The sequence below is a fragment of the Sediminibacillus massiliensis genome (assembly GCF_900156915.1).
In the GTDB taxonomy this organism is placed as follows: Bacteria; Bacillota; Bacilli; order Bacillales; family Amphibacillaceae; genus Sediminibacillus_A; species Sediminibacillus_A massiliensis.
This window is the reverse complement of record NZ_LT732535.1, coordinates 3913413-3939019: the sequence shown is the minus strand read 5'-3', so window position 1 is coordinate 3939019 and position 25607 is coordinate 3913413. Positions and strand designations below refer to the sequence as shown.

Sequence of the window (25607 nt, the reverse complement as noted above, 5' to 3'; positions counted from 1 at the left end):
CCCACATCCTTGTGGTCTTTACCTATGTATGGAAGTCGGCCGCCTTCCGTAACATGGTTACATAGATATTATCGGAGGAATCTGTCGAATGTTTAATCTTTTTTGATATTATTTTTTAAAATATTTAACAGGTCTGCCGAACCTTGAGCGGCGCCTTGGTTTTCCTGCTGGATATCCACATAAATCTCTTTTCGGTATATGTCTACATGTTTCGGTGCTTCGATGCCAAGCTTAATTTGTTCCCCATCAATCGAAAGGATTTTGATTTCAATGTCTTCGCCAATTTTAATAGCTTCATTTATCTTTCTAGTCAGGACAAGCATTATTTCTCCCCCTTTACTGGGGTCTGCGCCATAATCGGAGTGCGGATGGAGTAATTGCTGTCATTCAAGATATATTGCTTCGCTAATTGCTTCGTCTGATTCATGATAATAGGTGCCTGCAAGTTCATCGTCGACTGTTCAAACGGATCTTTGATCGACAAAATCACATAAACAGCTACTTCTTTGTCAGAGATGATCCGCAAAGTATCCAGTATATTCTTATCCAAATCAAATGCATATTCTTCCCTAAACAAATAAGGGTTGGCAACAATAAAAGCTGCCTGGGAAGAAGTTGTCGATTGCAGTACCTGAAAAGCAGGGTTATCTTCAATGTCCAGCAGAGTAAATTTCTTCTCATCCGGAAATCCCGGCAACCCTTGTGGAAAGTCTACTATATTGTCTTCGTTAATCTTTATCTCGCCGAAAAACTTCGAATTTATTTTCATGATGAATCATCCTTTAAATAGATATTTCAAAATTTATGCCATGGTGCTTTAAGTTCTCAAAGTCAATTTGTAGATCCTCACGCTGTACCAAATTCACATCTACACTGCCGGGCTGGTAATTGACTGTCGGCTTTTGGGGTGTCGCTTCAATAACCGGTCTCCGGGCTTTAATGTCGACATTCACTTCCGATGGCTGATAATCAATTTTGACAGCACCATGTGATGGAATCCAGCCGATATTGAATTCCATCGGTGCATCGAATCCATTTTCGTTCGCTTGTCTTGCAATCGGATTGCCGCTATTCTCTATTTTCATCAATTCGTCACCCTGCCTGGCCACACGGGCAATCCCTTCCAACCAGTCCTGTCGTGCCAAGTCGGCCGCATGCTCTGTCAGCCGGAAGACGCTTCGCATGTTCATATCCTCCCATGCCTGGGTCTGGTCGATGCTCAACTTTGACGGAGTGCGCTGAATATTCATTTCAGCCCTTGGCTGCCGGATCGACTGTTCTGCTTTGGGCTGTTCCATCGTCAATTGGGCAGCAGTCATTTCCAAACCGATTTTAGCCGGACGAGACTGCAGCCGTATTTGCGGAAATTCCATACCCATCCCTCTCTCCAATAGTAAAAAGCCTTGTCACCCCGCTCGGAGGACAAGTGCTCTCATCTTTATGTTTGGTTCTTTTTATATTGATGTAATTTAAGTCCTCAGAGTTTCACAGGAAGATATAGTGCTTAAAGAGGACTTCGATAGCGTTACTCACGCATGTCTTAAATAAGTTTTGTTATGTTACCAAAGTCGGAGTCCGATTAAAATAATTGGAAACTACAACTTTATAGCACAATATTTAAACGTACTTCCTCACCCTAGTACAGAAAACTACCCTAAACTGCGGAAAAATGCGAGACTCCAGGGGGAATGGAACAGTCTGAAGATCCCGCAGGGGTGCTCTTCCCCGAGGAAGCTGAAGCGTTCCCCACGGAAAGCGAGTATTTTTCCGCAGCGCTGGACTAGCACTCATCTCCAAAAGAAGTTTTAAGACATTACCTTAAAAAGTCCAACAACGTCGGCTGGATAATCTGCGCACCAGCACTAAGCGCAGCACGATGCACACTTTCCTGTGTTTTCAAGTTCATGATCACCTTTTCCATATCGGCATCTTCATTATCCGACATCGTCTGCGTAGCAATCACTTCCTGTTCAGCCAAGCGGTTTTCAATCAAATCCAACCTGTTCATCCTTGCCCCCAAGTCGGCACGTTCACCAACAACGTTATCGATATGCCCATCCAAATCTGCAATCGCAGATCTGATACCGTCCTCAGGTCCTTCCGTCAAAGCAGTAGAGAAAGCGGCGATATCATCAAATAAATCATTACCGAACACCGCTCCAGCGTCGATGTTTGCTTTCAAGTTCGTCCCTTTCGAAACCTCAATAACGACTTCATCCCCTAAATCACCATTCACCACACCGCCCTCTGAAATAGGCGGTATGTCTGTTTTCGTACCGTTAAAAATATACTTGTTATTGACCTTCGTATTGCCGATATCGATCAAGTGTTCCCGCAGCTGATCGACTTCTTTGGCAATATTTTCGCGTTGGCCTTCTTCATATGTATCATTGCTGGCCTGGACCGCCAACTCTCTCAGGCGCTGTAATGCTTGTGTCGCTTTGTCCAATGCCGAGTCCGAGTTGTCCATCCAGTTATGCACTTCGCTCGTGTTGCGTTGGAACTGTTCGATTTCCGTCACCTGTGACCGGTAATTCATGCCCTTCATCGCCACGACCGGGTCGTCGGAAGGACGGTTGATCTTTTTTCCGGTCGACAGCTGGTCCATGTATTTTCCCATGCTGTTGTAACTGTTGCTGAGGTTGCGCAGCATGTTATTGAATAGCATACTTTGTGTTACGCGCATATTTTTTTACCTACCTTCCTACCAAGCCCATGTTATTAATGATTCGGTCGAGCATTTCATCGACAGCGGTCATGTTTCTGGCCGCTGCGTTATACGCATGCTGGAACTTGATCATGTTGGTCATTTCCTCATCAAGCGATACGGCACTGACCGACATTCTGTTTTCTTCGACTTGCTGTCTCAATGTACCGGCATTGTTGACCATGCGATCTGCTTCCTGGGTCACGACAGCCATGTCCCCGATCGCCGATTCATAAAATGATTGAATCGATGTGTTGTTGCCGAGACCGACATCTTTCTTGCGCATCACTTCGGCTAAATCCAAGGCGTTTTCGCCGTTTCCTTTGTCACCGGAATCACCGGCGCTTGCCGCGATTTTATCGGCATTATCTTTGATATCCTGATGGACATCCATCGTTGCCGCCGCACTCTCACCGTCTGTGACAGTGAAGAAAGTGCCTCCCGCATTGCCTTCAAGGTCAATTCCCGCTTGGTGGGCCGCATTGAATTCTGCCACAAACGTGCCGGCCATTGTATCCAAATCGGCAAGCATGCTCGAAAATTCACCGACAACCTCACCATCTGCTTGTACATACCCATTGGATTCCATCAATGCTTTCAGCTTTCCATTGGAAGAAAAGTTTTCAGGGCCGACGGAAGTACCGCCTGTTGGTGGATTGTCCTGGCTGATTTTGCCTGTCTGGTCGGCAGGGTTATAAAAAACGATATTATCGACGTTCTGCTTGTCATCGTAACTTACAAATACTTCGTTGACTGTTCCTTCCAGGCCGTCTACAAGCTTCGTTCCTGTGGGCCTTCCTTCGCTGTCTGCCAGTTCGATTGTCGCCAGGCCGGTTGCCATCCCGTTCGGCTGTCCACCGCTTTTGTCATAAGAGACATTGATGTTGACGATACCCGATAACTTGTCGATCAAGCGGTCGCGCTCATCGTATAAATCATTCGGCAAATAGCCATGCGGTTCGATACCGGCTATTTGCTTATTGACGTTGTTGATTTGGTTGATCAAGGAATTGGCTTCCGTTTCGGTGACTCCCATTTCGCTTTGAAGGTCGCTGCGAACAGAATTCAAGGAGTTGGACAGATAGTTGAATGTTTCTGCAACTGCCAGCCCTCTCTGCCTTACTACAGAACGGGCTCCGGAGTCTTCCGGGTTCACCGATAAGTCCTGCAGTGCCTGCCAGAAGCGGTCCATAGTTTTGGACAGTCCTTCTTCTGAAGGCTCGTTCATGATGCTTTCCATCTGCTTCATCGCTTCGGCTTTTGATTCATAATAGCCCAGCTTGGCGTTTTCGCCGCGATACTGCATGTCCAAGAATTGGTCGCGGACCCGTTCGATCGAGCCTGCCTCGACACCGCTTCCCACCTGTCCGGGGATTTCCGGGCGGTTCCGGGATGCCGGCGGATATGGAGACGTCTGTTCAAAGTTGACGCGCTGCCTCGTGAATCCTTCCGTGTTGGCATTGGCGATATTATGTCCGGTTGTATATAAAGCGGATTGCTGGGTGGTCAGCGCCCGGCGCGCTACCTCTAATCCGTGAAAAGTTGAACTCAAAATAAGTACTCCTCTCGCTGCCCTTTAGGCCTTTGAATCAAACAGGGACCGCTTGTTTGACTGTTGTCCGGTCCCAGTGCCGTAGTTCATGTTCTTGATGGAAGGATCGAGCATGTCGATCGAGAATTCGAGAAACTGCAGCGACTGTTCTGTCAGTTCCTGGTTCAGCTGTTCCTGTTTTTTCAACTCGATCAATACATCTGTCAAGTGGTGGAACTGTTTCTCCAGGTCTGTCTTGTCAAGATGATCATCAAGCTTCTCGATCATGGCCGAGACGGTCGCTTCTCCCGGTTTCATGTTGTTTAAGGCGGCCCATTCACCGACAAGTTCCTGCCGTTTGGTCTCGAGCTGGTTGATTGCTTGAACATGTTTTCGTTCCTGTACCAGCAGTTTTTGCAGCTTGTCGGTATCGCCTTCCTTCAGGCAGTTCGTTTTATCCTTTGATATCGATAACAAGCTTTCGTGGAGCTTGGCGATATTTTTCAATGATTCGACTATCGGTTTAACGGACATGTTTCGTCCTCCCTCTTATGCTTGATTGTTCCAAAAATCAATCATCTTCTTCGCTGTCTGTTTGGCGTCGACATTGTATTCACCGGATTGCACCTTTTGTTTCAACTCTTCGATCCGCTGTTGTCTGGCCGGATCGGTTTTCGTGCTCTCCTGCAGCTCTTTTGCCTTGTTCGATATTTGGACTTTGTCTTCTTTGTTGGTTGCTTCTTTCTGTATATCCGCCTGCTTCTGCAGCTGTTTTTGATATGGATTGAAATTGGAATGGTTCGGACCCTGTATTTTCAAGATCGCTCACCCCTTTCATTGGTAAAGCTTATCGTTCATGCTCTTATTCCTATTATCGGCTCAAGCGGCCGATTGTTTAATACTTTTTCACTGATTTTTCCCTGTCGTGTAATAAGTAGTTCTTTCTTCCCGTACGTTCCGGTCAGCGATTTGATCTATTTTCTCTTGGTCGGCCAGCGCCTCGTTCAGTTCATTCATACAGCTCTTACATAGTTCTCCGTCCTGGATTCCTGTTCCGCATTTTTTGCACGGATAAGTCAGGTTCGGAAATTGCGATGTCCGGAGCCGTTTTTCCCGGACAAATTTATGGATCAATGCCTCCTCGACACCAGTCGCTTCGACGATTTGATAAATCGTTGCCTGCCTGTTGATCCGTTTCTTCAAAAAATCGTAAACCGTGTTGTAATCCTGTTCTTCTTTTCTGTGGCAGTCACGGCATACTTTGCTGATACTCGCTACGAACAAGGCATTGCACCGTTCGCAATTTGCTAACTCTCCCATTTGTTTCACTCTCTCGCATTTTTTCGTTCATTATAGCATAAGATCTCCTGCGGAAAAGCCTTGTTTTTCCAGAGGAAGCCGAAAAACAGGTAAAAAGTATCACCGGTCATCCCCTCGCCAATGTTAGTGCATATACTTCCGGACATCCGCTCTCCTTCAGGACTCTGGCCGCATGGCGGAGGGTGACCCCGGTTGTATATATGTCATCGATAAGAATCACCGGACGATCGACGGCTTGTTCCAGCTTGAACGGATTTTCCGAGCCCAATCTTTCCCGCCTTGTTTTCTTCGACTGTTTTTCCCCATTTGTTCTCGACAGCAATTGATGAACCGGTTTCTCCAACAAAGATGCGAGCGCTTCTGCCTGGTTGAATCCGCGCTCATGCAGCCGTTGCTCACTGAGTGGAACCGGGACAATCCATGCCTCTTTTCGAAGCTGTTTGGGAAAGGCGCTTTTGTACTTTTCCTTGAAAGCACATGCAAAGCATTCCTTTAACACATAGTCGCCTCTGTATTTCCATTTGGCGAGCATTTCCTGCATCCGCTCATTGTAAGCAAACACCGATTGGTTGAACGCCAGCAAATCCCTCCACTCCCCATCCTTTTCCCAGTAGAGACAATCCGGACATATTTTGTCCCTTGATTCCCGTCCACATTTCCTGCATAGTTCGCCCTTCAGGAAGTGCAGTTCCTTCTCACATATTTTGCAAAGGGGTTTGAGGGGATCAGGATATAACAGGTTGACCCAGCTGACTTCCAGGATGATTTCCGTGTCGCACCATAAGCAATACATTTTTACACCCCCGCCCGTTTGTTCATTTTTTTGATGGATTGGACCGATCCGATCATGGCAGCTGTTTTGCCGTCATGATAAAAAATCACTTCACCTGTCGGGTCATCCGGACTCCGGCCGGCCCTGCCGGCTATTTGGACGAGTGCGGCTTCATCGAACACTGGATGGCCGGCATCGAATATGACGACATCCACTGAAGGGAAGGTCACTCCCCGTTCCAGGATGGTCGTCGTGATCAACACGGACAGCTTTTTGTCGCGGAATGATTGCACCTTGTCAGCCCTGTCCGGATCGGCCGCATGGACGGCGGTTATCTCACCAAAATATGCGCTGAGTGTTTTTTCCATCTTGGCAGCCAGTTCGATGGTCGAAGTGAAAATAAGCAGTTGCCTGTCCGGATTTTCCCGTTTCTCGAGCCAGTCGAAAAAGGCTTTGGGCGGTTGATTTTGTTGGAGCGATTTTTTCAAAGAAAAACACATGTGGAGCTTTGGAACTGGAAGGGGATGGCCGTGAAAACGGACCGGGACGAAGACATGAGGGAGTTTGCCTGCGTCGACAAGCCTGCGGTGATTTTTTCGCGGAGTGGCGGTCAGGTAGATACGGGCTGCATCTTCTTTGGCCGCCCTGTCAGCCGCGAATGGCAGCGAAGCATCGATATGAAACGGGAAGGCGTCGATTTCATCGATGATCACGACGTCGAAAGCCCTCCCGAACCGCAACAGCTGGTGGGTGGTCGCCAAAATCAGCTGTCCGTCGCCTGCCTTGTCTTCACTGCCGCCGTACAGGCCGTTTATCGCAATTTCCGGAAAGGCGGCCCGGAATCTCGGTAACAGCTCACGGACCACATCCGCCCTCGGGGTGGCGAGGCATACCCTTTTTCCCGCTTCCAGCGATTGTCCGATGCCATAAAAAAGCATTTCTGTTTTGCCGGCCCCGCAGACAGCCCAGGTAAGCAGTTCGGCATCGCCCTTGTTCATTGTTTCGGCAATCTTATCGGCAGCTTTCTGTTGATAAAGGGTCAACTCGCCGGACCATTTGCACGCATTCTGTACACTCGGCCAGACAGGCGCCGGGCCGCTCCAGCCATACAAAGACTGACAGGCCAGGACCCGACCCATCGAGATGCATTTCCGGCAGTAGGGATGCTCCTTGCCGCACCTGGCGCATGGCATTTTGCCAAACTGACTTCTTTTTTTGTTGCCACAGCGCCGGCAGCGATATTGGCCCAGTATCTTCTCAAATGGTGGAATTTCGGTAAACAGGTGTCGGGAAAGGCAGTTTTCGAATTCTTCGTTTTCCAGGGGGATTTCTTCTCTTAGCAGGATTTTGCCTGCAAAGCGGTTGGTTAATGAGGAAGAAATGTTGGTTGGGGAATGGGAATCCTGACGGGGTATCCAGTCAAAATCCGGGGCGAGAAAACTTATCATAATCCTCTCCTTTGTTTGGAAGATGCCCCGCTAGAGGCACCTCCGGAATCATAATCATTACTTAAAATACCAGCCAAGCCCGATTGCACCTTCACCGAGGTGGGTGCCGATGACAGGGCCGAAATAACTGACAGACACTTCGACATTGTCAAAGCGCGCTTCCAAGTCTTGTTTCATTTCTTCTGCTTCCTGTTCACGGTTGGCCTGGATCAGGACGGCCCTGATTGGCTTCCCTGTATTGGCGTCTTCGGCAAACAGGCTGTCGATCCGTTTCAACGCTTTTTTCCTTGTCCGGATTTTTTCAAACGGCACGATTTTCTTGTCGACAAAATGGAGCAGCGGCTTCACTTGCAGCATACTGCCGATAAGAGCCTGCGCCCCGTTCAAGCGGCCGCCCCTGTGCAGGTTGCTCAGATCATCGACCATGAAATAAGCGGTTGCCGTTTGTTTCATTTCCTCAAGCCGGGCCATGATGTCGTCGATAGACTTATTGTTTGCAGCCATATCGGCAGCCTCCAACGCATAAAAGCCTTGGACCATACAGCTTATTTCCGAATCAAAAGCGTAAACATCGATGCCTTCGACCATACCGCCGGCCGAAACGACGGCCTGGTAGGTACCGCTGATGCCGCTGGATAAATGGACGGAGACGACGGCGTCATAATCTTTTGCGAGTTCTTCCAGCTTTTCGGTAATCAGCCCGATCGATGGCTGGGAGGTTTTCGGCAGCTCATCCGCTTTTTTGACCATTGGGTAAAAGTCGGCCGCGGTCAAATCGACTTCTTCCTTGTACGTTTCCTTTTCGAACACGACGCTTAGCGGGATCATATGTATATTTTTTTCGTCACGGACATGTTTGGGAATATATGCCGTGCTATCGGTCATGACAGCGATTTTCATGAGTATCTTACCTTTCATCAACAAATGGTGTGACCCATTTGCTGTTAATTCTGCTTACGTCTGCCTTTATTTTACATGATTCCCCGGAAAAGGGAAACGACAAAAAAGCAAAATAAAACCCGGTGTCTTAAAAACACCGGGCCTGCCGCTTATTATAATACTTCCACCCAGCCATTGCGGATCGCCAGTACAACGGCTTGCGTGCGATCGTTGACATTCATCTTTTGCAAGATATTGCTGACATGGTTCTTGACTGTTTTTTCACTAATGTATAAAGCCTCTGCTACTCCACGGTTGCTTTTTCCGTCTGCCAAAAGCTGCAGGACTTCGCATTCCCGTCTGGTAAGGAGGTGTAGAGGTTTTCGGTATTCTATGGATTTCTCTGCTGGTCTGTTTGCATTTTCTTCTGCAAGTCTGCGATATTCCTGGACTAGATTATGGGTGACTTTCGGGTGGAGATAGGAACCGCCTTCACTCACGACTTTGATCGCTTCAATCAAAGCGTCGGAATCCATCTCCTTCAACAGATAGCCCTGGGCCCCTGTTTTCAATGCATGGGTGACATAATTTTCATCATCATGAATCGACAAGATGATGACGTTCACCTCTGGATGGTGCTTGATCAATTCCGCTGTGGCCTGAACACCGTTCAAATTCGGCATGTTGATGTCCATCAATACGACATCCGGATGGAATTCCTCTACTAATTGGACGGCATTCGACCCATCGTCCCCTTCGGCCACCACATTGAAAGAAGGTTCAAATTCTAGTATCCTTTTGACGCCTTCCCGGAATAACTTATGGTCGTCGACTAATAATATATTGGTTGTCATCTCTGCTCCTCCTATACCCATAATTCCATATGCTGTAAATAGTGCTCTATCTTTTACCCTGACACCAGTAATAGAAAACCAGTATTTTTCTCTAATTATACATGAATTATACTAGATTTGGTGAAAATCACCTGCATAATTAGTCAGTTTTACGTAAAATGATACTTTCTATTTACTCCTGGTTCAGCGGCACTTTTATTAGGACAGAAGTCCCCTTATCGATTTTCGAATTGATTTCAATTTCGCCGTCGAGCATCTCGACACGCTCTTTCATGCCAATGATGCCGAAGGACTTGTCCCGTCTTTGGTTCATGTTGAAGCCTTTGCCATTGTCCTTGATCACGATGACCACGGTACAGTCTTTGATGTCCATCTTGACCTGGATCAACGAGGCTTCCGCATGTTTGACGGCATTTTGCACGGATTCCTGGACAAGCCGGAACAAGGCTACTTCGTACTTCGAGTCGAGCCGCTGTTCTTCCCCGATCGATTTGAATTCTATTTTGATTTTATTGTAATCTTCCACGGTCGCCAAATACTTCTTCATAGTCGGCACCAAGCCTAAATCGTCCAATGCCATAGGCCTTAAGTCGTAAATGATCCTCCTGACTTCCGACAGAGACGAATGGACCATTTTCTTGACGCTTTTCATTTCCTGGACGGCTTCTTCGACGCTCCGTTCCCGGAAGGTGCGGTCGACAAGTTCAGAACGAAGCAGGATGTTGGCAAGCATTTGCGCCGGTCCGTCGTGCATTTCCCTGGACAGCCTTCTGCGCTCTTCTTCCTGCGCTTCGATGATCTGCAGCCCGAATTCCTGTTTTTGCTGGGCATCCTGCAGGACTTCGGAAACATGCTTGAAATCATCGTTCAGGTAATTGAGGACAACCGAAATCCTGCTGACGAGTCCTTCCGCCCGCTTGACGGTCTGTTCCAGGTTTTTGAGCCTCCGTTCGATTTCATCGCGTTTTTCCCGGAGGTTCTTTTCTTTCTCTCGTTTCATCTTCAACTCTGTCTGCATCGAATGGGTTTGATCATAGACCTCGCGGATTTCCTTTTCGGAAAAGTTGTCGAAATGCTTACTCACCTCAGAGAGCCGGATTCTGGAAAACCGGACTTTCTGCTCGAGATCGTCGCCCTCTTCAATGACCTGGATCACCTTACGCTTGGTTTCCTCCAGTTCATTTTGGAGTTGTTCGTATTCCTGCCGCGATTCTTCTCCTATAAAATACACTTCATCTTTGCTGTTTTCGACGGTTTCAATCATCTCGGTAATAATATGATCCAAGGTTATCTCATCCGCTTTCTTTGTCATACATTTCACCATTCTTCATATAAATCCTTTCGGGGTAAAATGCCTGCTTTTGGGGGCAGTTAAGAATTTTTTTCCTGCTTTCATTTTACCTTCATCTATATAATCTCTCAATTGTTTGCCGGCTTCTGGCTTACTCTTATATAATGATGTTTTAGGAGGTATAATGCAAGATGTTAAATAGCTATTTTACCGTAAAACCTGAGGGCAGTGACGAAATCGTCATCCAGAAATCGCGCTTCATCGGTTATGTCCGCAGAGTGGAAACCGAAGAAGAGGCACAGGAATTCATCAAAGAAATCAAGAAAAAGCATCATGATGCCACCCATAATTGCTCCGCCTATATGATCGGAGAGACAGATAATATTCAGAAAGCGAATGATGACGGGGAGCCGAGCGGTACGGCTGGTGTCCCGATTCTTGAAGTGTTGAAAAAACGGCAGTTGAAAGACACCGCCGTTGTCGTGACCCGTTATTTCGGAGGCATCAAGCTGGGTGCGGGCGGTTTGATCAGAGCCTATTCCAGTACCACCTCCCAGGCAATCGATACAACCGGGATGGTCAACCGCAAACTAATGAAAAAAATGACCGTCAAAGCCGATTATCCGTTGTTAGGGAAACTGGAAAACCAGTTAAGGAACTCCGAATATATTCTAGAGAATATCGATTATCTGGAACGCGTCGAATTCCATGTCTTTGTAGAAAATGAGAAAGAACAGGCATTCACCGAATGGATGGTCGACTTGACCAGTGATCAGGCAGAAATCGATTCGGCAGGGACCGCATATCTGGAAATCGACGTGTGACGAAAACCGCCAACTTATTTCCCAGGAAATCATTTTTCGACAATTCGCCCAAAAACAAGGCAGGCAAATCAGCCAACCCGGCTGACGCCTGCCTTATTTTTTCATTAAAGAACGTGCTGCACGATCTGCGATGATTTTAACGTTCGGATGTGTTTGTAAGATCGATGCAGGAAAATCTTCGGTAACCGGACCATTCAACAGCCTGTCGAGGGCTTCTGCTTTTCTTTCCCCGGACACGAGCAGGATGATTTCCCTGCTGGCCATGATTGTTTCGATCCCCATCGTGATCGCTTGTTCCGGCACTTCTTCCAGGCTGTCGAAAAACCGTGCATTCGCTTTTCTCGTGGATTGGGCCAATTCAACGACATGTGTCCTGGTTTGGAGAGATGTCCCCGGTTCGTTGAAACCGATATGGCCGTTCAATCCGATTCCGAGCATCTGCAAGTCGATACCTTGTTTTTCCTTGATCAATTGCTCATATTGCCCGCATTCTTGTTCCAAATCCTTTTTCATGCCGTTCGGAACCCTGGTGTTTTCTCCCGGAATGTCGATATGGCTAAACAGTTTCTCATTCATATAATAACGATAGCTGTTCGGGTCGTCGCCATCCAATCCGACATATTCATCAAGATTGAATGTGGACGTATTGGCAAAGGAAACATTCCCCTGTTTCCGTTTCTCGATAAGCTGTTTATATACCCCTTCTGGAGTCGACCCTGTCGCCAGTCCCAGTACAGGGTTGTCGAGTAGCTGTACCTTTTCGATGATAAACTGACTAGCGACACGGCTCATTTCCTGGTAATCTTCGACTTCGATCATTTCCATGTTCTATTCCTCCTTAAAAGCAATTTCTCCCCGGCAGATGGTATAGTGAATGTTCAATTCATCGTCCACCAGGAGAATGTCGGCATCCTTACCGGCTGTGATGCTGCCTTTACGATCATACAGCTGGATTTGTTTGGCCGGATTGACGGAAGCCATTTCGATGACATCGCGGATCGTCGCTTCGGTCATTTCGAGCATGTTCCGGGCGCCTTGGCACATTTTCAAAATGCTTCCGGCCAATGTACCATCATGAAGGGTGGCTCTGTCTTCGTTCACGGTCGCTTGCTGCCCGCCAAGATCATAGGTTCCCGGCTTCAGGCATTTTGCCCTGAGTGCATCGGTGATCAGCATCAACCGGCCGCTTCCGATATTACGGTAGATTAAGTCAATCATCTCTGGAGACACATGGATTCCGTCTGCAATCAATTCCGCTTTCAGATCATCCAGTGTGAATGCAGCCCCGACGACGCCGATGTCGCGGTGGTGCAGGCCTGTCATCGCATTGCAAATATGGGTGACCTGGCTGACACCGTACCCGACTGCCTGCTTCATGTCCTCTATCCCTGCTTCCGTGTGACCGGCAGATACGTTGACCCCATGCTCTGCCAAATAGCGGATCAAAGCTCCGTCTTTATCTTTTTCCGGTGCCATGGTCACCGTTCTGATGTTGTTGCCGGATATACGCTGCCACTTGGTGAACTGCTCCACTTCCGGTTCGAGGATGTGCTGTTTCGGCTGTGCCCCGGCTTTCTTTTCCTCGATGAACGGACCTTCGAGATGAACGCCGACGATTTCTGCATATCCCGGTTTGTTTTCATATTCGGCAACATTCTCCAATGCTTTATGGATGTTGTTGGCGGACTGGGTGATCGTCGTTGCCAAAAAACTTGTCGTCCCTTCTTTTGGCAAAACTTCGGCCATTGTATCGAGCGCTTCTTCCGTGGCGTCCATGACGTCCGCCCCATTGGCCCCATGGATATGGCCGTCGATAAATCCGGGTATCGCGTTAAGTCCCTTGCCGTCAATGACAGGCAAACCAGTTGCTTCCGCTTCTTCCCACTCTTCCTGTCTAAAAGCTTTTTCTATTTTTTCCCCTTTTATCAGTAAGCATCCATTCGGGATGATTTCGTTTTCCGTGAAAATATTGACATTGGTAATCAGCAGTGTTTTTTCTGCAGCCATGGACTGCACCCCTTCCTTCTAAATCAAAACGATTCGTTTACGAGCTTTTTCCCAAACTAAAGGTAACACAATCATATATAGTTGTCTATACATTAGTATCAGCCTATACATGTGCTCCGTACATTGTTATAATTTTTATATTACTTTGCGACACGATGCACAAGATAATACCTGTAATCTGAAAGGAGATTGTCATGATCGATAAAAACTCCCCTTTGCCCATCTATTATCAACTGGAAGAAGAAATCAAACAGCTTATAAAGTCGGAACAATTAAAACCCGGCGAATTGCTCCCATCCGAAAGGGAATATGCGGAAAAGTACAATATAAGCAGGATGACTGTCAGGCAGGCCATCAACAACCTCGCTTCGGACGGGCTGTTGATCCGCCAAAAGGGCAAAGGCACGTTCATCGCCGAGAAAAAATTCGAACAAACGCTGCAAGGGCTGACAAGCTTCAGCGAAGACATGAAAGCGCGCGGATTGACTCCGTCCAGCAAATTGGTCCGGTTTGATGTCATCCAGGCAGATCAGAAACTGGCAGAGAAATTGCAGCTTGCCGAAGGGGACGACTTGTTTATCATCCACCGGATCCGGCTTGCCAACGAGTCCCCGGTCGCCGTGGAGACCATCTACACGCCCAAAAGCATTGTCGGTGACATGACAGAAGCGGATTTCACTCCGTCGTTCTATCACTATATGGAAAAAAAGCTCGGGTACAGCATCAAGCAGGCACATCAGGAAATGGAAGCATCCCTTGCCAACGATTTTGAACGAGAACATCTGCGAATAAACGAAGGCGACCCGGTATTGTTGATGGAACGGCTTACCTTTTTAAGCAACGACATTCCGTTTGAGTACGTAAAATCCGCTTATCGCGCCGACAGATACAAATTCAAACTGCAAATGCCGAGATAATCACAAGGAGAGCTCAAGGGCGCTCCTTTTTATTTGCGCGAATTTCCCCTTTCCCGCCTGAATCGTTCTTATATCGTCTTAATTTCCCCGTTTTTCGGAATAATCGCCCCGTTTGGAACGGTATTTTCCCCGAAATGCGTGCTAATCGCCCCAAAAACGCTGATATTCTCCCCAACCCCACCCAACCCACCTCCAACGCTTAAAACAACTGCACAACAAAAGGCTGCCGGGTTTTCCCCGACAGCCCTTACGCCTATTGTATCTCGATAATATTCGCTTTCTTTGCTTCGATCGTGCCGCTCTTCGTCAGTCTCACCGACTGGCCTTCCTCCAAGTTGGTAAACACTACCGGAGTCACGGTTGATGCAGCATTAGTTTTTACATAATCAAGGTCGACGGTGATCATTTTCTCCCCTTTGGACACTTTCTGCCCTTCTTTGACATGGACTTCGAACCCTTCTCCATTGAGCCGGACAGTGTCCAGTCCGATATGGACAAGCAGTTCATGACCGGTCGCCGTTTTGATTCCGACCGCATGCTTGGTAGGGAAGACACTTAAAATCTCTCCGTCTACCGGTGACACAAAATGACCGTCGGCAGGTTCGATCGCAAACCCATCGCCCATCATTTTTTCGGAAAACATCTGATCAGGCACCTCGGTGATGTCCAGCAGTTTTCCGTTGACCGGTGCAGCAACATCCTCTGCTTTCAACGGTTGAAGAACGCTGTCTTCTTCAGTTTGCGGTGCTGTCTGTTGTGCTTGGCCTGGTGCTGCCATATCGTTTTTCTCCATCCGTTTGCGCATGGCATCTGCAAGGAAGTCGACCGTCGTACCAACGATCACTTGCAGGTTGGTTTTGTTTATTTTCATCACACCGTTGGCACCTTGTCTTTTCAGCGCTTTCTCGTCTACTTCGTTCATATCGTTCATTTGCAGGCGAAGCCTTGTGGCACAATGGTCCAATGTCTTGATGTTTTCCGGTCCGCCAAGGGCTTTCAGGTAATGATACGCTTTGGCATCATAGTCTCTAGCCCCTTTGCCGCCCGATGGACGGCCAATTTGGTCGTTTTCTTCCACTTGTTGTTCGTCTTCGTCTTCACGGCCTGGTGTTTTCAAATCCAATTTGACGATCAATAGATAGAAAATCACGAAATAGATTCCCGCGAATACAAGCCCCTGCACAAATAGAAGAATCGGGCGTTCGGCGATACCGAAATTCAACAAGTAGTCGATAAGTCCTGCCGAGAACCCGAAACCGTGCCGGATGTCGAGCCACAACGCTACCATCATCGACAACCCTGTCAACAGTGCATGGACAAAATACAATAACGGGGACAAGAACATGAAAGAATATTCAATCGGTTCTGTAATTCCTGTCAGAAAGGCGGTAAGCCCGATACTGAACAGCATCCCGCCGACTGCGGCTTTACGGTGTTTCTTGGCAGCCGCATACATCGCGAGACATGCAGCCGGAAGCCCGAACATCATGATCGGGAAGAAACCGGCGAGGAACGTACCTGCTGACGGATCTTCTGCAAGGAACCGGTTGATTTCCCCGCGTACCGCTTCCTCAGCGCCAGGTGGCGTAAAGGTACCGAAATCGAACCAGACGAGCGTGTTGATGACATGGTGCAAACCGATCGGGATTAACAATCGATTCAAGAAACCGTAGACACCGACACCCATTGCACCGGCGCCCAGAATCCATTCACCCAAGGCATTGATTCCTGCTTGGACAGGCGGCCATACAATACCGAAAATGCCGGATAATATCACCATGACAACTGCGGTGATGATCGGGACGAACCTTTTTCCTCCGAAAAAGGCCAGCCATTCCGGCAATTGAATATTGGAGAACCGGTTATAAAGCAACCCTGCGACAATACCGGATATAATCCCGCCGAATACACCCATGTCGAGGTCCTCTCCAAACGTCTCAATTCCTCCGGTCAAAACGAGAAACGCAACAGCTCCGGATAACGCTGCCGCCCCACTTCCATCTTTAGAAAAACCCATCGCAACACCGATGGCAAAAATTAGTGCTAAATTTCCTAAGATTCCATCCCCTGCAGCGCTGACAAATTCGATGCCGAACATGTCATCGGCACCAAGCCTGACAAGCAGGGCCGCAGCAGGAAGCATGGCAATCGGGAACATCAATGATTTACCAATTCTCTGTAAAAACGCTAACATATAGAAACCCCTTTCTATCCAACATTCTGAAAACGCTAACTAGTATAACACGCCCATATATAGTTGTCTATACCATTAGTCTGTAACCTTTATTCCTTTTCCACTTATGTACTAAGTTCCGGCAAAACCCTTGTGCTTATACATAGAAAAAGGAAAGACGCTGTTCCATTATTCAACGCCTTTCCTTTTTATTCAACCATTTTTTTCTATCACTCGGGATCGGTCAACTTATGGTAACTCAATTCACGGATTAAATGATCAACGAATTCCTGCGTATCGCTTATTTGAAACTTTTCGGTTTTATCAATCAATTTACTTAAAACATCTTTATATATATCTTGTTCTTTCATCCTATCACCTCGATTAAAGTAGATATCTCCCCTGTAGTCTATTTATATGAAAAATCGACATGCTCAGTTCCAATGCTAAAACTATACCACGACCGCTTGGCCAAGGATATATAAATTTTCAAAAATTTAGTCATCGACACAGATATTTCACTTTCTCGATTGCTTCCATTTCACTGAGCACAAAATGAAACCGGCCCCGATCAATGCACCGCAAGTGTCCAGAACCACATCTCCTGCGTACGGTGTGCGGTTTGGGGTCAGTCCCTGGTGCCATTCATCGAATGCAGCGTAAGCGATCGTCAATCCCAGAGCGATGATCAATTTCCTGCCAGTTTTCAATGGATACGTCTTTGTAATCGCAACATAGAAAAAAATCATCAATAACAAAAAGACGGTTACATGTGCACCTTTTCTTATGAAGAATTCTATAAAACCATATACCCCCAACTGGTCAATACTAACCACGGAATTATGGTAGGTAAAGGAAATTTGGTCCAGATAAGGGATTAGAAAAGACAAATCGAAATAGTCTGCAAGGAACGGCCTCATATCCTGTTCTTGATATGGCTGGGATGATGAATAGAAAATGATTGCCATCCACCCAAGCGGTAACAACCAATATAGATAATTTTTCATAAGACTAACCACCCGAAAATAAGATAAGGAGATTATACCAAAAATTTATTCGGTAATCCTTCTTTTTTTGAGGCCGTACCCTCGGTCTTATGGTAAACTTTTATAGGATAAAAACGGAGGTGGGCATAGTGGATATGATGGTTTTTGAGGCGATTCATGACATGGCCGGGAAGAGCGGCTTCCTTGACCAGACGATGATCCTGTTATCAAGTTGGGGATTTGTGTTATTCCTGGTGTTGATGGTGGTGATGCCGTTGGTTCCTCGAATCAGAAAGATTGCTCTCTTTAATCTAGGAGGCCTGGCAGTTGCCCTGCTTTTGAACAGAATTCTAAAAATCTTGATTGATCGGCCGAGACCGTTCATGGAAAATGAGGTAGACATTCTTGTACCAAAACAGCCTTCCCCGTCCTTTCCCAGCGACCAGGCCTTGATTGCCGGTGTTTTTGCCGGTGCTGTCTGGTTCCTGAACCTGAAAAGATGGATGCGTATCACAGCAGTCGCGATCGCCATCCTTGTCGTGATATCAAGAGTGTTTGTCGGCCACCATTATCCAGCAGATGTCGCTGCCGGATTTTTATTGGGGGCAGGAATCAGCATGGTCATCAACACACTGATCCCTCACCGAAAACAGGCCGGACAGAAGGAAATGAAAAGAATTCCCTCTTAAATGTCTGGATGTTTTTAATGAATGACGTGCAAAAAATGGGAGCGGGAGGGGTTTTCCCCGTTAATCTCGTCAGCTGCTGGAAACGAGGGTAACCGCCGTAACCCCGCTTCAAGTTCTCTCTCCTGGCGTAACAACCCTTGTTACAACTTCAGCCTGTCACTATATCTTTCCAAAAGTCGCTGGTTGTGTTCATCTGTTCCATCGAGATTACCGCTTTTGAAGACAGGCGGTTCGACGCCCTTTTCGATCAGGACATCGATCGCTTCTGAGAGGATGCCATGAATGATGGCTGCACCTATCACCGTGGAGCCTGGTCCGAAGTTTATCCCCGACTTTTGATGGCTTAACAAAGCATCCCCTGGTGGTACATGGTTGTCTATGGCCAGGTCGACAACTTCGTATAAACGTTTTCCACTATGATGCCTGGAAGGCTGACTCATGGAATACCCCTTTGATGTCAACCCGATCACAAAGGCCCCCATCTCGCTTGCAATCAAGGCAGCGTCGATCGGCACGGGGTTCCGGCCTGATGTCGATACGACTATTACAGTATCTTCTGGACGGATATCCTGCTTTCTCATGAACGTTCCGGCATATCCGTTTTTCCTTTCGAGATCGGATGACTTTACTGCCCCTTCATGCAGCATCAGCGGCGGATGAAGGATTGGGTGGACCGGTACAAGCCCGCCGGCCCTGTAATAAACCTCTTCGGCCAGAAGATGGGAATGCCCGCAGCCAAATAAATGGATGATCGCGTTGTTTTCCAGCGTTTCCGCTATTTTACCGGCAGCCTGTGACATCTTCTCCGCTTCTTCTGCTTCGACTTTGTCCATCAGGCGCTGCAATTCCGTAAAGTATTTTTTCCGCATGGTTCCGTCCTCCCCGACATGTAATCACCAACAAAAAACCGAAGGGCTGTCAGCTCTTCGGCTTTGATCAAATGGCGGCTATTTGTCTTGATTCTTGCGCCATCTGTTGAATTCCAAGTATTCCTTGAATTGTTCTTTCGTGACTCCAGAATCCATGGCCTCTTGAACGAGATTCAGCCAATCTTCGTCTAGTTGTTTTTCCAACTCTATCTCTTCTTCTTTGCGTAGAAGCTCGTTCACAGAAATACCCAGAACCTTGCTGATTTTCTCCATGAACTGGATGGAAGGATTGGACTGTAGATTCCGCTCGATTGAACTTAGGTATGATTTTGCGACTCCAGCTTGATCTGCTAATTCGGATAAAGACATTTTCTTTTCTTTGCGTAATTGTTTTATTTTTTCCCCGATCAAGGCCATTCACCTCTTTCAAAGGAGATTATAACACAAGAGGCTGAATGGTTCTATATAAAGCACAAAGATCCTAAAAAAAATTTAGTCTTGTTCTTGTTTTGTATTTTCTCTCAAAAATAATTTGACCTCTTCCACTGTCAGACCGATTTCCTTTGCTTCTCCCAACATCTCCAGCCAATCTTTGTCCAAAAGTTCGGTATGTATTGTTTTCAACATTTCAATACCCTCCAAAGTTTCCATCAGGCAGCACAGCCATCATAGTCTGAAAGACTTTAGACCTGGTACTTTGCGTCCTTATTTTTCAATAAGTTTGCCTTTATTAACTGAAGAAGCAACTATTTGATAAGCTAAATATACTATAAAACCCCATTCTTTTGTACCGTTTATTTTGTCTAATTTCTTCTAGTTTTGTTGGATTCTAAAAATTCAGAATAAATAAGTCTTTTTTCCTGTTTCCCCCTTCCATTCTCTATGTAAACCGGCAGAAACCCATAGAATTTTTATTCTTTATATCGAATACATTAATTACCCGCGATTATATTGTCGATTGCTGGGCCTTTTCCTGCCATGACTTCTGAACTAAGTCGAAACACATAGAAAAAATGGCATTTCACCTCTTTAAGGCCACTTCTTTCAAGCCACGGTTAGACGGGCACATGTAAATGGGATATAATTACCATAGAACGCTTGGATATTCTGTAAAAGAGGAGATATTTCATTGGCTTCCAGAGTTGAAAAAAATCAAAAAAAACGTAAATTTCGTTGGTTGTATTGGGTTGGCGGCATTTTGCTGATTTTGTTGATTTCCGCTCTTGGCTATGGCTTTTATCTATACCAAGAAGTAAATGAAACAGCCGAGGAAATCCACGAGCCGCTGGAAAGAGATCAGGCAAATCCTGAACGGAAAGAACAAATCGAGAATACATTGGAATATGAAAAAACATTGAACATTCTCTTGCTGGGTGTCGATGAACGGGCAGATGACAGCGGCAGATCCGATACGATGATCGTACTGTCGGCAAACCCTCAAACAGATTCGATGTTGATGTTGAGCATTCCCCGAGACACATACACGAACATCCCCGGAGTCGGAATGGACAAGATCAACCATGCCTATGCTTTTGGAGGGACAGATTTAGCCTTGGAGACGGTGGAAAACACTTTCGATATCCCGATCCATTTCTATGCCAAAGTGAATATGGAAGGTTTTGAAGACGGAATCGATGCCATCAATGGCGTAACGGTCACGAACGACTTCGCTTTTAAACAAGATGGAGAAACCTTTCCTGAAGGCGAACTTCAGTTAAATGGAGAAGAGGCATTGAAATATGTGCGGATGAGAAAAGAAGATCCGCAAGGCGACTTGGGCCGGAATGAACGGCAGCGCCAGGTAATCGAAGCAGCCATGGACAAGGCAGCTAATTTCTCCAATATCTCCAAAATAGGCAATATACTCGAAATTATCGGGGACAACGTCCGGACCGATATGAAAATGAGCAACATCCGGACGATTTATTCCGGTTACCAGGATACACGCAAAGACATCGAAACTCTCGAAATAGAGGGTACCGGGCAGACGCTTGAGGACGGTATCTGGTATTACATGGTCCCGGACGAAGAGTTTAACCGACTGCAAACCAAGTTCAAAGAACACATGGATGCGTCCTAGGGGGCGTCCCATCTAGAAAGCCATTCTTTCAGGAATGGCTTTTTTTGTTTGAAAGATTATATCCAAGCAATTCATTTTCATGGAAAGAAACGGTGCATCTGTGTATAAATTTTAGATGAGAACCTTTAAAATAGAAGCATATCCGAAATAGATATTAGATTTGGGGGGCTTGGAAAGTGAAGAAAGTGTTTCATTTATGTATTCCGCTTTTACTGGTTTCCATCCTTTCAGCCTGTTCCGGGGAAGAAACGACACCCGAAGAGCGTCTGGAAGAGTATGTCAACCATTGGAACAACCAGGAATTTGAAGAAATGTACGATATGTTATCTACCGAAGCTGCAGAGGCATATCCAACAGAACAATTCGTGGACCGTTACCAGAAATTATATGGAGACTTGGACGTCGAGAATTTGAACGTGAACTTCGAAGTCCCGGAAGAAGGGGAAGAAGCGGAGCCAAAGGAAGACGGAACTGTTTCTTATCCAATCACTGTAGAGATGGACACGATGGGCGGTCCGATTTCTTTCGATTATGATGCAACAATGGTCCAACAGGAAAGCGATGAGGAAACAAATTGGTTCGTCGATTGGGATCCAGGCTACATATTTCCTGAACTGAAAGACGGAGGTGAAGTGAGACCCGTCTTCGACTCGCCACAACGGGGGCAAATTTTTGACCGCAACCACAATGGGCTGGCCGTAAATGAAGTCATTTATGAAATAGGTGTCATTCCGGGGGAATTTGGTGAAAACGAAGAGGAAACCAAAGAAAAGCTTGCCGATTTACTGGCAATGGAAGTGGACACCATTGATCAAATGCTCAGCGCTGACTGGGTGGAACCAGATTTGTTTGTTCCATTGAAAAAAGTACCGACCACGAACGAAGAAAAACTGGAAAAACTTTTCGAGTTGGATCCCGTCCGCAAGCAAGATACGACAGGGAGGATGTATCCATACGGGGAAGCAACTTCCCATCTTGTCGGTTATATCGGCGATGTAACGGCCGAGGAACTGGAAAATATGGAAGACGGGAATTATTCTTCGGGTGACCAAATCGGCAAACGCGGTTTGGAATTGCTTTATGAAGACAGACTTCGAGGCAAAGCCGGTACCAAAATCGTTGTGACTTACCCAGAACAAGATAAAGAAGACGTGGTTCTAACGGAAACTCCAGTAGAAAACGGGGAAGATATCATCGTCACCATCGATGCCGAGTTACAAAAAACCATTTATGATTCCTATGGAGACGATACAGGTTCAGCAGCCGCCATCCACCCGAAAACCGGAGAAACGTTGGCGCTTGTCAGCAGTCCCGGTTTCGATCCGAACGAAATGGCTTATGGAATAAGCTCGACACGACGGGAGGAGCTGCAAAGCAACCCGAAACAACCGCTCCAAAATCGTTACAGTGCCACTTATGCACCAGGTTCTACCATCAAGCCGATCACAGCGGCGATTGGATTGGAAGCAGATGCCTTTGATCCGAATGAAGGAATCACAATCGAAGGAGAAACCTGGCAAAAAGACAGTTCCTGGGGCAATTACCGGGTCAAAAGGGTATCTGAATCGACAGGTCCGGTGGATTTGACAGATGCGTTAGTCCGGTCGGATAACATTTATTTTGCTCAGAAAGGTCTGGAAATGGGCAAAGACACGTTAGTGAACGGTCTGCAACAGTTCGGTTTTGGCGAAGAGTTTCCTTTTGCCTATCCGATCGAACAATCGACCATCAGTAATTCCGGGGAAATCGACAGCGAAGCACAGCTTGCAGATACCAGCTTCGGCCAGGGACAAATGGAAATGAGTTCCATTCACCTTGCTGTAGCTTATACACCATTCTTCAACGAGGGCGACATCATTAAACCGATTCTGGAAGAGGAAGAAGAAAAGAGCCAGGTGTGGAAAGAGGATGTTATTTCCACAGATAACATCCAATCCATCAAAGATGCCTTCCGGAAAGTGGTGACAGCACCAACCGGAACAGCCCCAGAAGCCGATATCGAAGCAGTCGACTTAGCAGGAAAGACAGGCACTGCCGAATTAAAGCAAAGCCTGGATGACGAAGACGCAGAAGAAAATGGTTGGTTCGTTGTTTATCCGGATGATGAAGAATTATTGCTGTCGATGATGGTGGAAAACGTGAAAGAAGAAGGCGGAAGCCATTACGTAGTGGAAAAAGCAGCAAACATTTTTAAAGAAATCAGATAAAAACAGCTGCCGGGGAGCTCTCGGCGGCTTTTTTTTCGTCCTATGCGCTCTTGTTTTAGGGTAGTTCGATCCAGTTGAGAATCATCCCGCACCACAACTTAGGAGAATCGGTGATCTAGTTGTTGTGTCTGACGCTCCAGTTGCCCCGATCCAACCAATTCTAAGCAAAACAAACAAAAGAAGCCGCCCATGCAGGCAGCTTCCGGGTTATATCAACATAATTAAGGGGAAATTATGATGACTGTTTATTTACTTATAAAGCACAGGCTCACCAGTATCGATCGATGTAAAGACGGCATCCATTATCCTCGTATGGCTAAGCATCTTTTCCTTATCATATGATAAAGGTTGATTAGTGAGGACAGCTTCGGCAAAATGTTCGACCTGGAGTTTGTATTGATCTCCCTCTATCGCCACTTCTTCCGTTTCACCATTCGACCTTTTAATCCGGAGCAGGCCTTCCCCGTTTTCATTCAGATCCGGGCGGTATGCATTTTGCACTTCGATACTGCCGGTTGTGCCGATCACTTCGTAATAATTCTGCGGCGCGGCTTGGAAGCTGCAATCGAATATGCCTTTTACACCGCCAGAAAATGCAAGGACACCGGCGACATTGGTATCGACACCCGACTGATCATGAAGCTTCCCGCTCGCATACACGGATTCCGGTTCTTCCTCTAGAATATGCCGGATGGAATGAAGGCAATAGCAGCCCACGTCATACATGGCGCCCCCACCCAAATCCTTGATCATGCGGATGTTCGAGCTGTCGTCCAGGACAAAAGAAAAACTGGAGCGGATCAACGAGATATCCCCGATTTCTTTATTTTGGACCAATTCCTTTACCCGTTGGTGCTGTGGATGGAATTGATACATAAAGGCTTCCATGAACCTGACACCGTTTTCCTCACAGGCTGCCAACATTTCATCCAGCTCTTCGCCATTCAGTGCAGCAGGCTTTTCACAAAGGATGTGTTTCTTTTGCCTGGCCGCTTCCAATACCCATTGTTTATGCAGGCTGTTCGGAAGCGGGATGTAGACAGCATCGATATCCGGGTCTTCCAGAAGAGCCTGGTAGCTGTCATAAAATTTCGGGATGTCGAGTTCATCTGCTACTTGTTTCGACTCTTGGCTCCTGCTGGCCATCGCCGTTACTTCTCCATTTTTTGATCGTTTAATCGCAGGAATGACCTGCTGCCGGCCGATATCGGCCGTGCTTAGTATTCCCCATCTCAATTTGTCCAAAGTATCCCGCCTTTACGTAAAATTTGATTAACCTTTTACAGACCCAGCAAGCAATCCCCGGACGAAGTATTTGCCTAATAAAATATATACAAGCAGTGTCGGCAATGCCGCTAACAGCGCACCTGCCATCTGGACGTTCCATTGGACGATCTGGCTTCCTGACAAGTTTTGCAAAGCTACCATGATCGGCTGGCTGTCAGAGTTGGTGATGGTCACCGCGAACAAGAATTCATTCCAAATGTTGGTGAACTGCCAAATCGCCACCACAACAAAGCCAGTGATCGACAGCGGGATGATGATATGCCGGAATATCCCGAGGAAGCTTGCTCCGTCGATTTTGGCGGCCTCCAGCATCGTGTCAGGTATGTTCGCATAAAAATTCCGGAACATCAGTGTTGTGATTGGCAGCCCGTAGACAACATGGGTCAGAATCAAACCTGCAATCGAATTGTACAACTCTATGTTTCTCAGAAACTGGATCAATGGAATCAAGATACTTTGATAGGGAATGAACATCCCGAATAAAATGACCGTGAAAATCACTTCTGAACCCTTGAACTTCCATTTAGAGAGCACATATCCATTCATCGCGCCCAGCAATGCCGACAACAAGGTTGCCGGTACAACCAAATAGACACTATTCATGAAGTTTGGAGCCAATTCCGAAAATGCATGGGTATAACTGCTGAAATCGATCGAGGACGGAAGCGCCCACATGTTGGCGAGCGATACTTCATCGAGCGGTTTCAGGCTTGTTACCAATATAACATAGACAGGTGTCAAGAAGACGACCGCCATCACGATCAAA

Annotated in this window: 28 protein-coding genes and 1 riboswitch; of the genes, 5 read left to right on the top strand and 23 right to left on the bottom strand. The window is 46.8% G+C overall.

Annotated features, from left to right (window positions below; all coding sequences use genetic code 11):
* Window positions 1–92: 92 nt before the first annotated feature.
* The 13 genes from csrA to CZ434_RS20075 form a co-directional block, all read right to left on the bottom strand.
* Entirely contained in the window at window positions 93–323 is a 231-nt protein-coding gene (csrA, locus tag CZ434_RS20135) for a carbon storage regulator CsrA (protein WP_077624764.1), read from the bottom strand.
* Window positions 323–769: a flagellar assembly protein FliW gene (fliW, locus tag CZ434_RS20130; protein WP_077624763.1), complete on the bottom strand. Its 447-nt coding sequence runs from the start codon at window positions 767–769 to the stop codon at window positions 323–325. The genes csrA and fliW overlap by 1 nt, the downstream gene beginning before the upstream one ends.
* A 13-nt stretch (window positions 770–782) precedes the next feature.
* The gene (locus CZ434_RS20125) at window positions 783–1373 is read right to left on the bottom strand and encodes a DUF6470 family protein (RefSeq protein WP_077625284.1); all 591 of its coding nucleotides are present in this window, start codon (window positions 1371–1373) and stop codon (window positions 783–785) included.
* Between the two features lie 440 nt (window positions 1374–1813).
* On the bottom strand, window positions 1814–2686 hold the full coding sequence (flgL, locus tag CZ434_RS20120; RefSeq protein WP_077624762.1) for a flagellar hook-associated protein FlgL: 873 nt from the start codon (window positions 2684–2686) through the stop codon (window positions 1814–1816).
* A gap of 10 nt (window positions 2687–2696) precedes the next feature.
* Window positions 2697–4259, bottom strand: a complete 1563-nt coding sequence (gene flgK / locus CZ434_RS20115; RefSeq protein WP_077624761.1) for a flagellar hook-associated protein FlgK — start codon at window positions 4257–4259, stop codon at window positions 2697–2699.
* Between the two features lie 24 nt (window positions 4260–4283).
* Window positions 4284–4772, bottom strand: coding sequence for a flagellar protein FlgN (locus tag CZ434_RS20110; RefSeq protein ID WP_077624760.1), 489 nt, complete (start codon window positions 4770–4772; stop codon window positions 4284–4286).
* A 15-nt stretch (window positions 4773–4787) separates the two neighbouring features.
* On the bottom strand, window positions 4788–5057 hold the full coding sequence (flgM, locus tag CZ434_RS20105; protein ID WP_077624759.1) for a flagellar biosynthesis anti-sigma factor FlgM: 270 nt from the start codon (window positions 5055–5057) through the stop codon (window positions 4788–4790).
* A gap of 87 nt (window positions 5058–5144) precedes the next feature.
* Entirely contained in the window at window positions 5145–5558 is a 414-nt protein-coding gene (locus CZ434_RS20100; protein WP_077625283.1) for a TIGR03826 family flagellar region protein, read from the bottom strand.
* A 106-nt stretch (window positions 5559–5664) separates the two neighbouring features.
* Entirely contained in the window at window positions 5665–6351 is a 687-nt protein-coding gene (locus tag CZ434_RS20095; RefSeq protein ID WP_077624758.1) for a ComF family protein, read from the bottom strand.
* A gap of 2 nt (window positions 6352–6353) precedes the next feature.
* Entirely contained in the window at window positions 6354–7778 is a 1425-nt protein-coding gene (locus CZ434_RS20090; RefSeq protein WP_077624757.1) for a helicase-related protein, read from the bottom strand.
* Window positions 7779–7835: 57 nt separating this feature from the next.
* On the bottom strand, window positions 7836–8678 hold the full coding sequence (locus tag CZ434_RS20085; RefSeq protein WP_077624756.1) for a DegV family protein: 843 nt from the start codon (window positions 8676–8678) through the stop codon (window positions 7836–7838).
* Window positions 8679–8830: 152 nt separating this feature from the next.
* Window positions 8831–9511 carry a response regulator gene (locus tag CZ434_RS20080; RefSeq protein WP_077624755.1) on the bottom strand — a complete coding sequence of 227 codons (681 nt, stop codon included), beginning with the start codon at window positions 9509–9511 and terminating at the stop codon, window positions 8831–8833.
* A 172-nt stretch (window positions 9512–9683) separates the two neighbouring features.
* Window positions 9684–10823, bottom strand: a complete 1140-nt coding sequence (locus CZ434_RS20075) for a sensor histidine kinase (protein ID WP_077625282.1) — start codon at window positions 10821–10823, stop codon at window positions 9684–9686.
* Between the two features lie 170 nt (window positions 10824–10993).
* Between CZ434_RS20075 and CZ434_RS20070 the strand changes: the two genes are divergently transcribed.
* Window positions 10994–11626, top strand: coding sequence for a YigZ family protein (locus tag CZ434_RS20070; protein ID WP_077624754.1), 633 nt, complete (start codon window positions 10994–10996; stop codon window positions 11624–11626).
* A gap of 93 nt (window positions 11627–11719) precedes the next feature.
* Here the strand turns inward: CZ434_RS20070 and nagB are convergent, their stop codons facing one another.
* On the bottom strand, window positions 11720–12451 hold the full coding sequence (nagB, locus tag CZ434_RS20065) for a glucosamine-6-phosphate deaminase (RefSeq protein ID WP_077624753.1): 732 nt from the start codon (window positions 12449–12451) through the stop codon (window positions 11720–11722).
* A gap of 3 nt (window positions 12452–12454) precedes the next feature.
* Window positions 12455–13633 carry an N-acetylglucosamine-6-phosphate deacetylase gene (gene nagA / locus CZ434_RS20060; protein ID WP_077624752.1) on the bottom strand — a complete coding sequence of 393 codons (1179 nt, stop codon included), beginning with the start codon at window positions 13631–13633 and terminating at the stop codon, window positions 12455–12457.
* A gap of 194 nt (window positions 13634–13827) precedes the next feature.
* Between nagA and CZ434_RS20055 the strand changes: the two genes are divergently transcribed.
* Complete coding sequence (locus CZ434_RS20055; protein WP_077624751.1) at window positions 13828–14550, top strand: GntR family transcriptional regulator; 723 nt, start codon at window positions 13828–13830, stop codon at window positions 14548–14550.
* Window positions 14551–14803: 253 nt separating this feature from the next.
* On the opposite strand, the gene nagE is transcribed toward CZ434_RS20055, so the two are convergent.
* From nagE to CZ434_RS20045, 3 genes are all read right to left on the bottom strand, one after another.
* Window positions 14804–16744, bottom strand: a complete 1941-nt coding sequence (gene nagE / locus CZ434_RS20050; protein WP_077624750.1) for an N-acetylglucosamine-specific PTS transporter subunit IIBC — start codon at window positions 16742–16744, stop codon at window positions 14804–14806.
* Between the two features lie 209 nt (window positions 16745–16953).
* Window positions 16954–17094 (bottom strand): hypothetical protein, encoded by a 141-nt coding sequence (locus CZ434_RS22330; protein WP_179107329.1) that lies wholly within the window; start codon window positions 17092–17094, stop codon window positions 16954–16956.
* A gap of 147 nt (window positions 17095–17241) precedes the next feature.
* Entirely contained in the window at window positions 17242–17730 is a 489-nt protein-coding gene (locus CZ434_RS20045) for a VanZ family protein (RefSeq protein WP_077624749.1), read from the bottom strand.
* A 134-nt stretch (window positions 17731–17864) separates the two neighbouring features.
* Here CZ434_RS20045 and CZ434_RS20040 point away from each other — a divergent pair, with 134 nt between their 5' ends.
* A complete protein-coding gene (locus CZ434_RS20040) occupies window positions 17865–18398 on the top strand; it encodes a phosphatase PAP2 family protein (RefSeq protein WP_245831087.1) in 534 nt (177 codons plus the stop codon).
* 140 nt (window positions 18399–18538) lie between these two features.
* On the opposite strand, the gene CZ434_RS20035 is transcribed toward CZ434_RS20040, so the two are convergent.
* The 3 genes from CZ434_RS20035 to sinI all read right to left on the bottom strand — a co-directional run bounded on the left by CZ434_RS20035 (window position 18539) and on the right by sinI (window position 19894).
* Entirely contained in the window at window positions 18539–19267 is a 729-nt protein-coding gene (locus tag CZ434_RS20035; protein ID WP_077624747.1) for an SIS domain-containing protein, read from the bottom strand.
* Window positions 19268–19345: 78 nt separating this feature from the next.
* Window positions 19346–19678 carry a helix-turn-helix domain-containing protein gene (locus CZ434_RS20030; protein ID WP_077625281.1) on the bottom strand — a complete coding sequence of 111 codons (333 nt, stop codon included), beginning with the start codon at window positions 19676–19678 and terminating at the stop codon, window positions 19346–19348.
* An 81-nt stretch (window positions 19679–19759) separates the two neighbouring features.
* On the bottom strand, window positions 19760–19894 hold the full coding sequence (gene sinI, locus CZ434_RS21785) for a DNA-binding anti-repressor SinI (RefSeq protein WP_095742941.1): 135 nt from the start codon (window positions 19892–19894) through the stop codon (window positions 19760–19762).
* A 23-nt stretch (window positions 19895–19917) separates the two neighbouring features.
* Window positions 19918–20003: riboswitch (cyclic di-GMP riboswitch) on the bottom strand.
* Window positions 20004–20396: 393 nt separating this feature from the next.
* On the opposite strand from sinI, the gene CZ434_RS20020 reads away from it, so the two are divergent.
* Together CZ434_RS20020 and CZ434_RS20015 are read left to right on the top strand one after the other, a co-directional pair.
* On the top strand, window positions 20397–21347 hold the full coding sequence (locus CZ434_RS20020) for an LCP family glycopolymer transferase (RefSeq protein WP_077624745.1): 951 nt from the start codon (window positions 20397–20399) through the stop codon (window positions 21345–21347).
* A 176-nt stretch (window positions 21348–21523) separates the two neighbouring features.
* Complete coding sequence (locus CZ434_RS20015) at window positions 21524–23554, top strand: penicillin-binding transpeptidase domain-containing protein (protein ID WP_077624744.1); 2031 nt, start codon at window positions 21524–21526, stop codon at window positions 23552–23554.
* Window positions 23555–23803: 249 nt separating this feature from the next.
* Here CZ434_RS20015 and CZ434_RS20010 read toward each other — a convergent pair whose 3' ends face one another.
* Together CZ434_RS20010 and CZ434_RS20005 are read right to left on the bottom strand one after the other, a co-directional pair.
* Window positions 23804–24799 carry a Gfo/Idh/MocA family protein gene (locus CZ434_RS20010; RefSeq protein ID WP_077624743.1) on the bottom strand — a complete coding sequence of 332 codons (996 nt, stop codon included), beginning with the start codon at window positions 24797–24799 and terminating at the stop codon, window positions 23804–23806.
* Window positions 24800–24826: 27 nt separating this feature from the next.
* The gene (locus tag CZ434_RS20005; protein WP_425442106.1) at window positions 24827–25597 is read right to left on the bottom strand and encodes a carbohydrate ABC transporter permease; all 771 of its coding nucleotides are present in this window, start codon (window positions 25595–25597) and stop codon (window positions 24827–24829) included.
* Window positions 25598–25607: the final 10 nt, after the last annotated feature.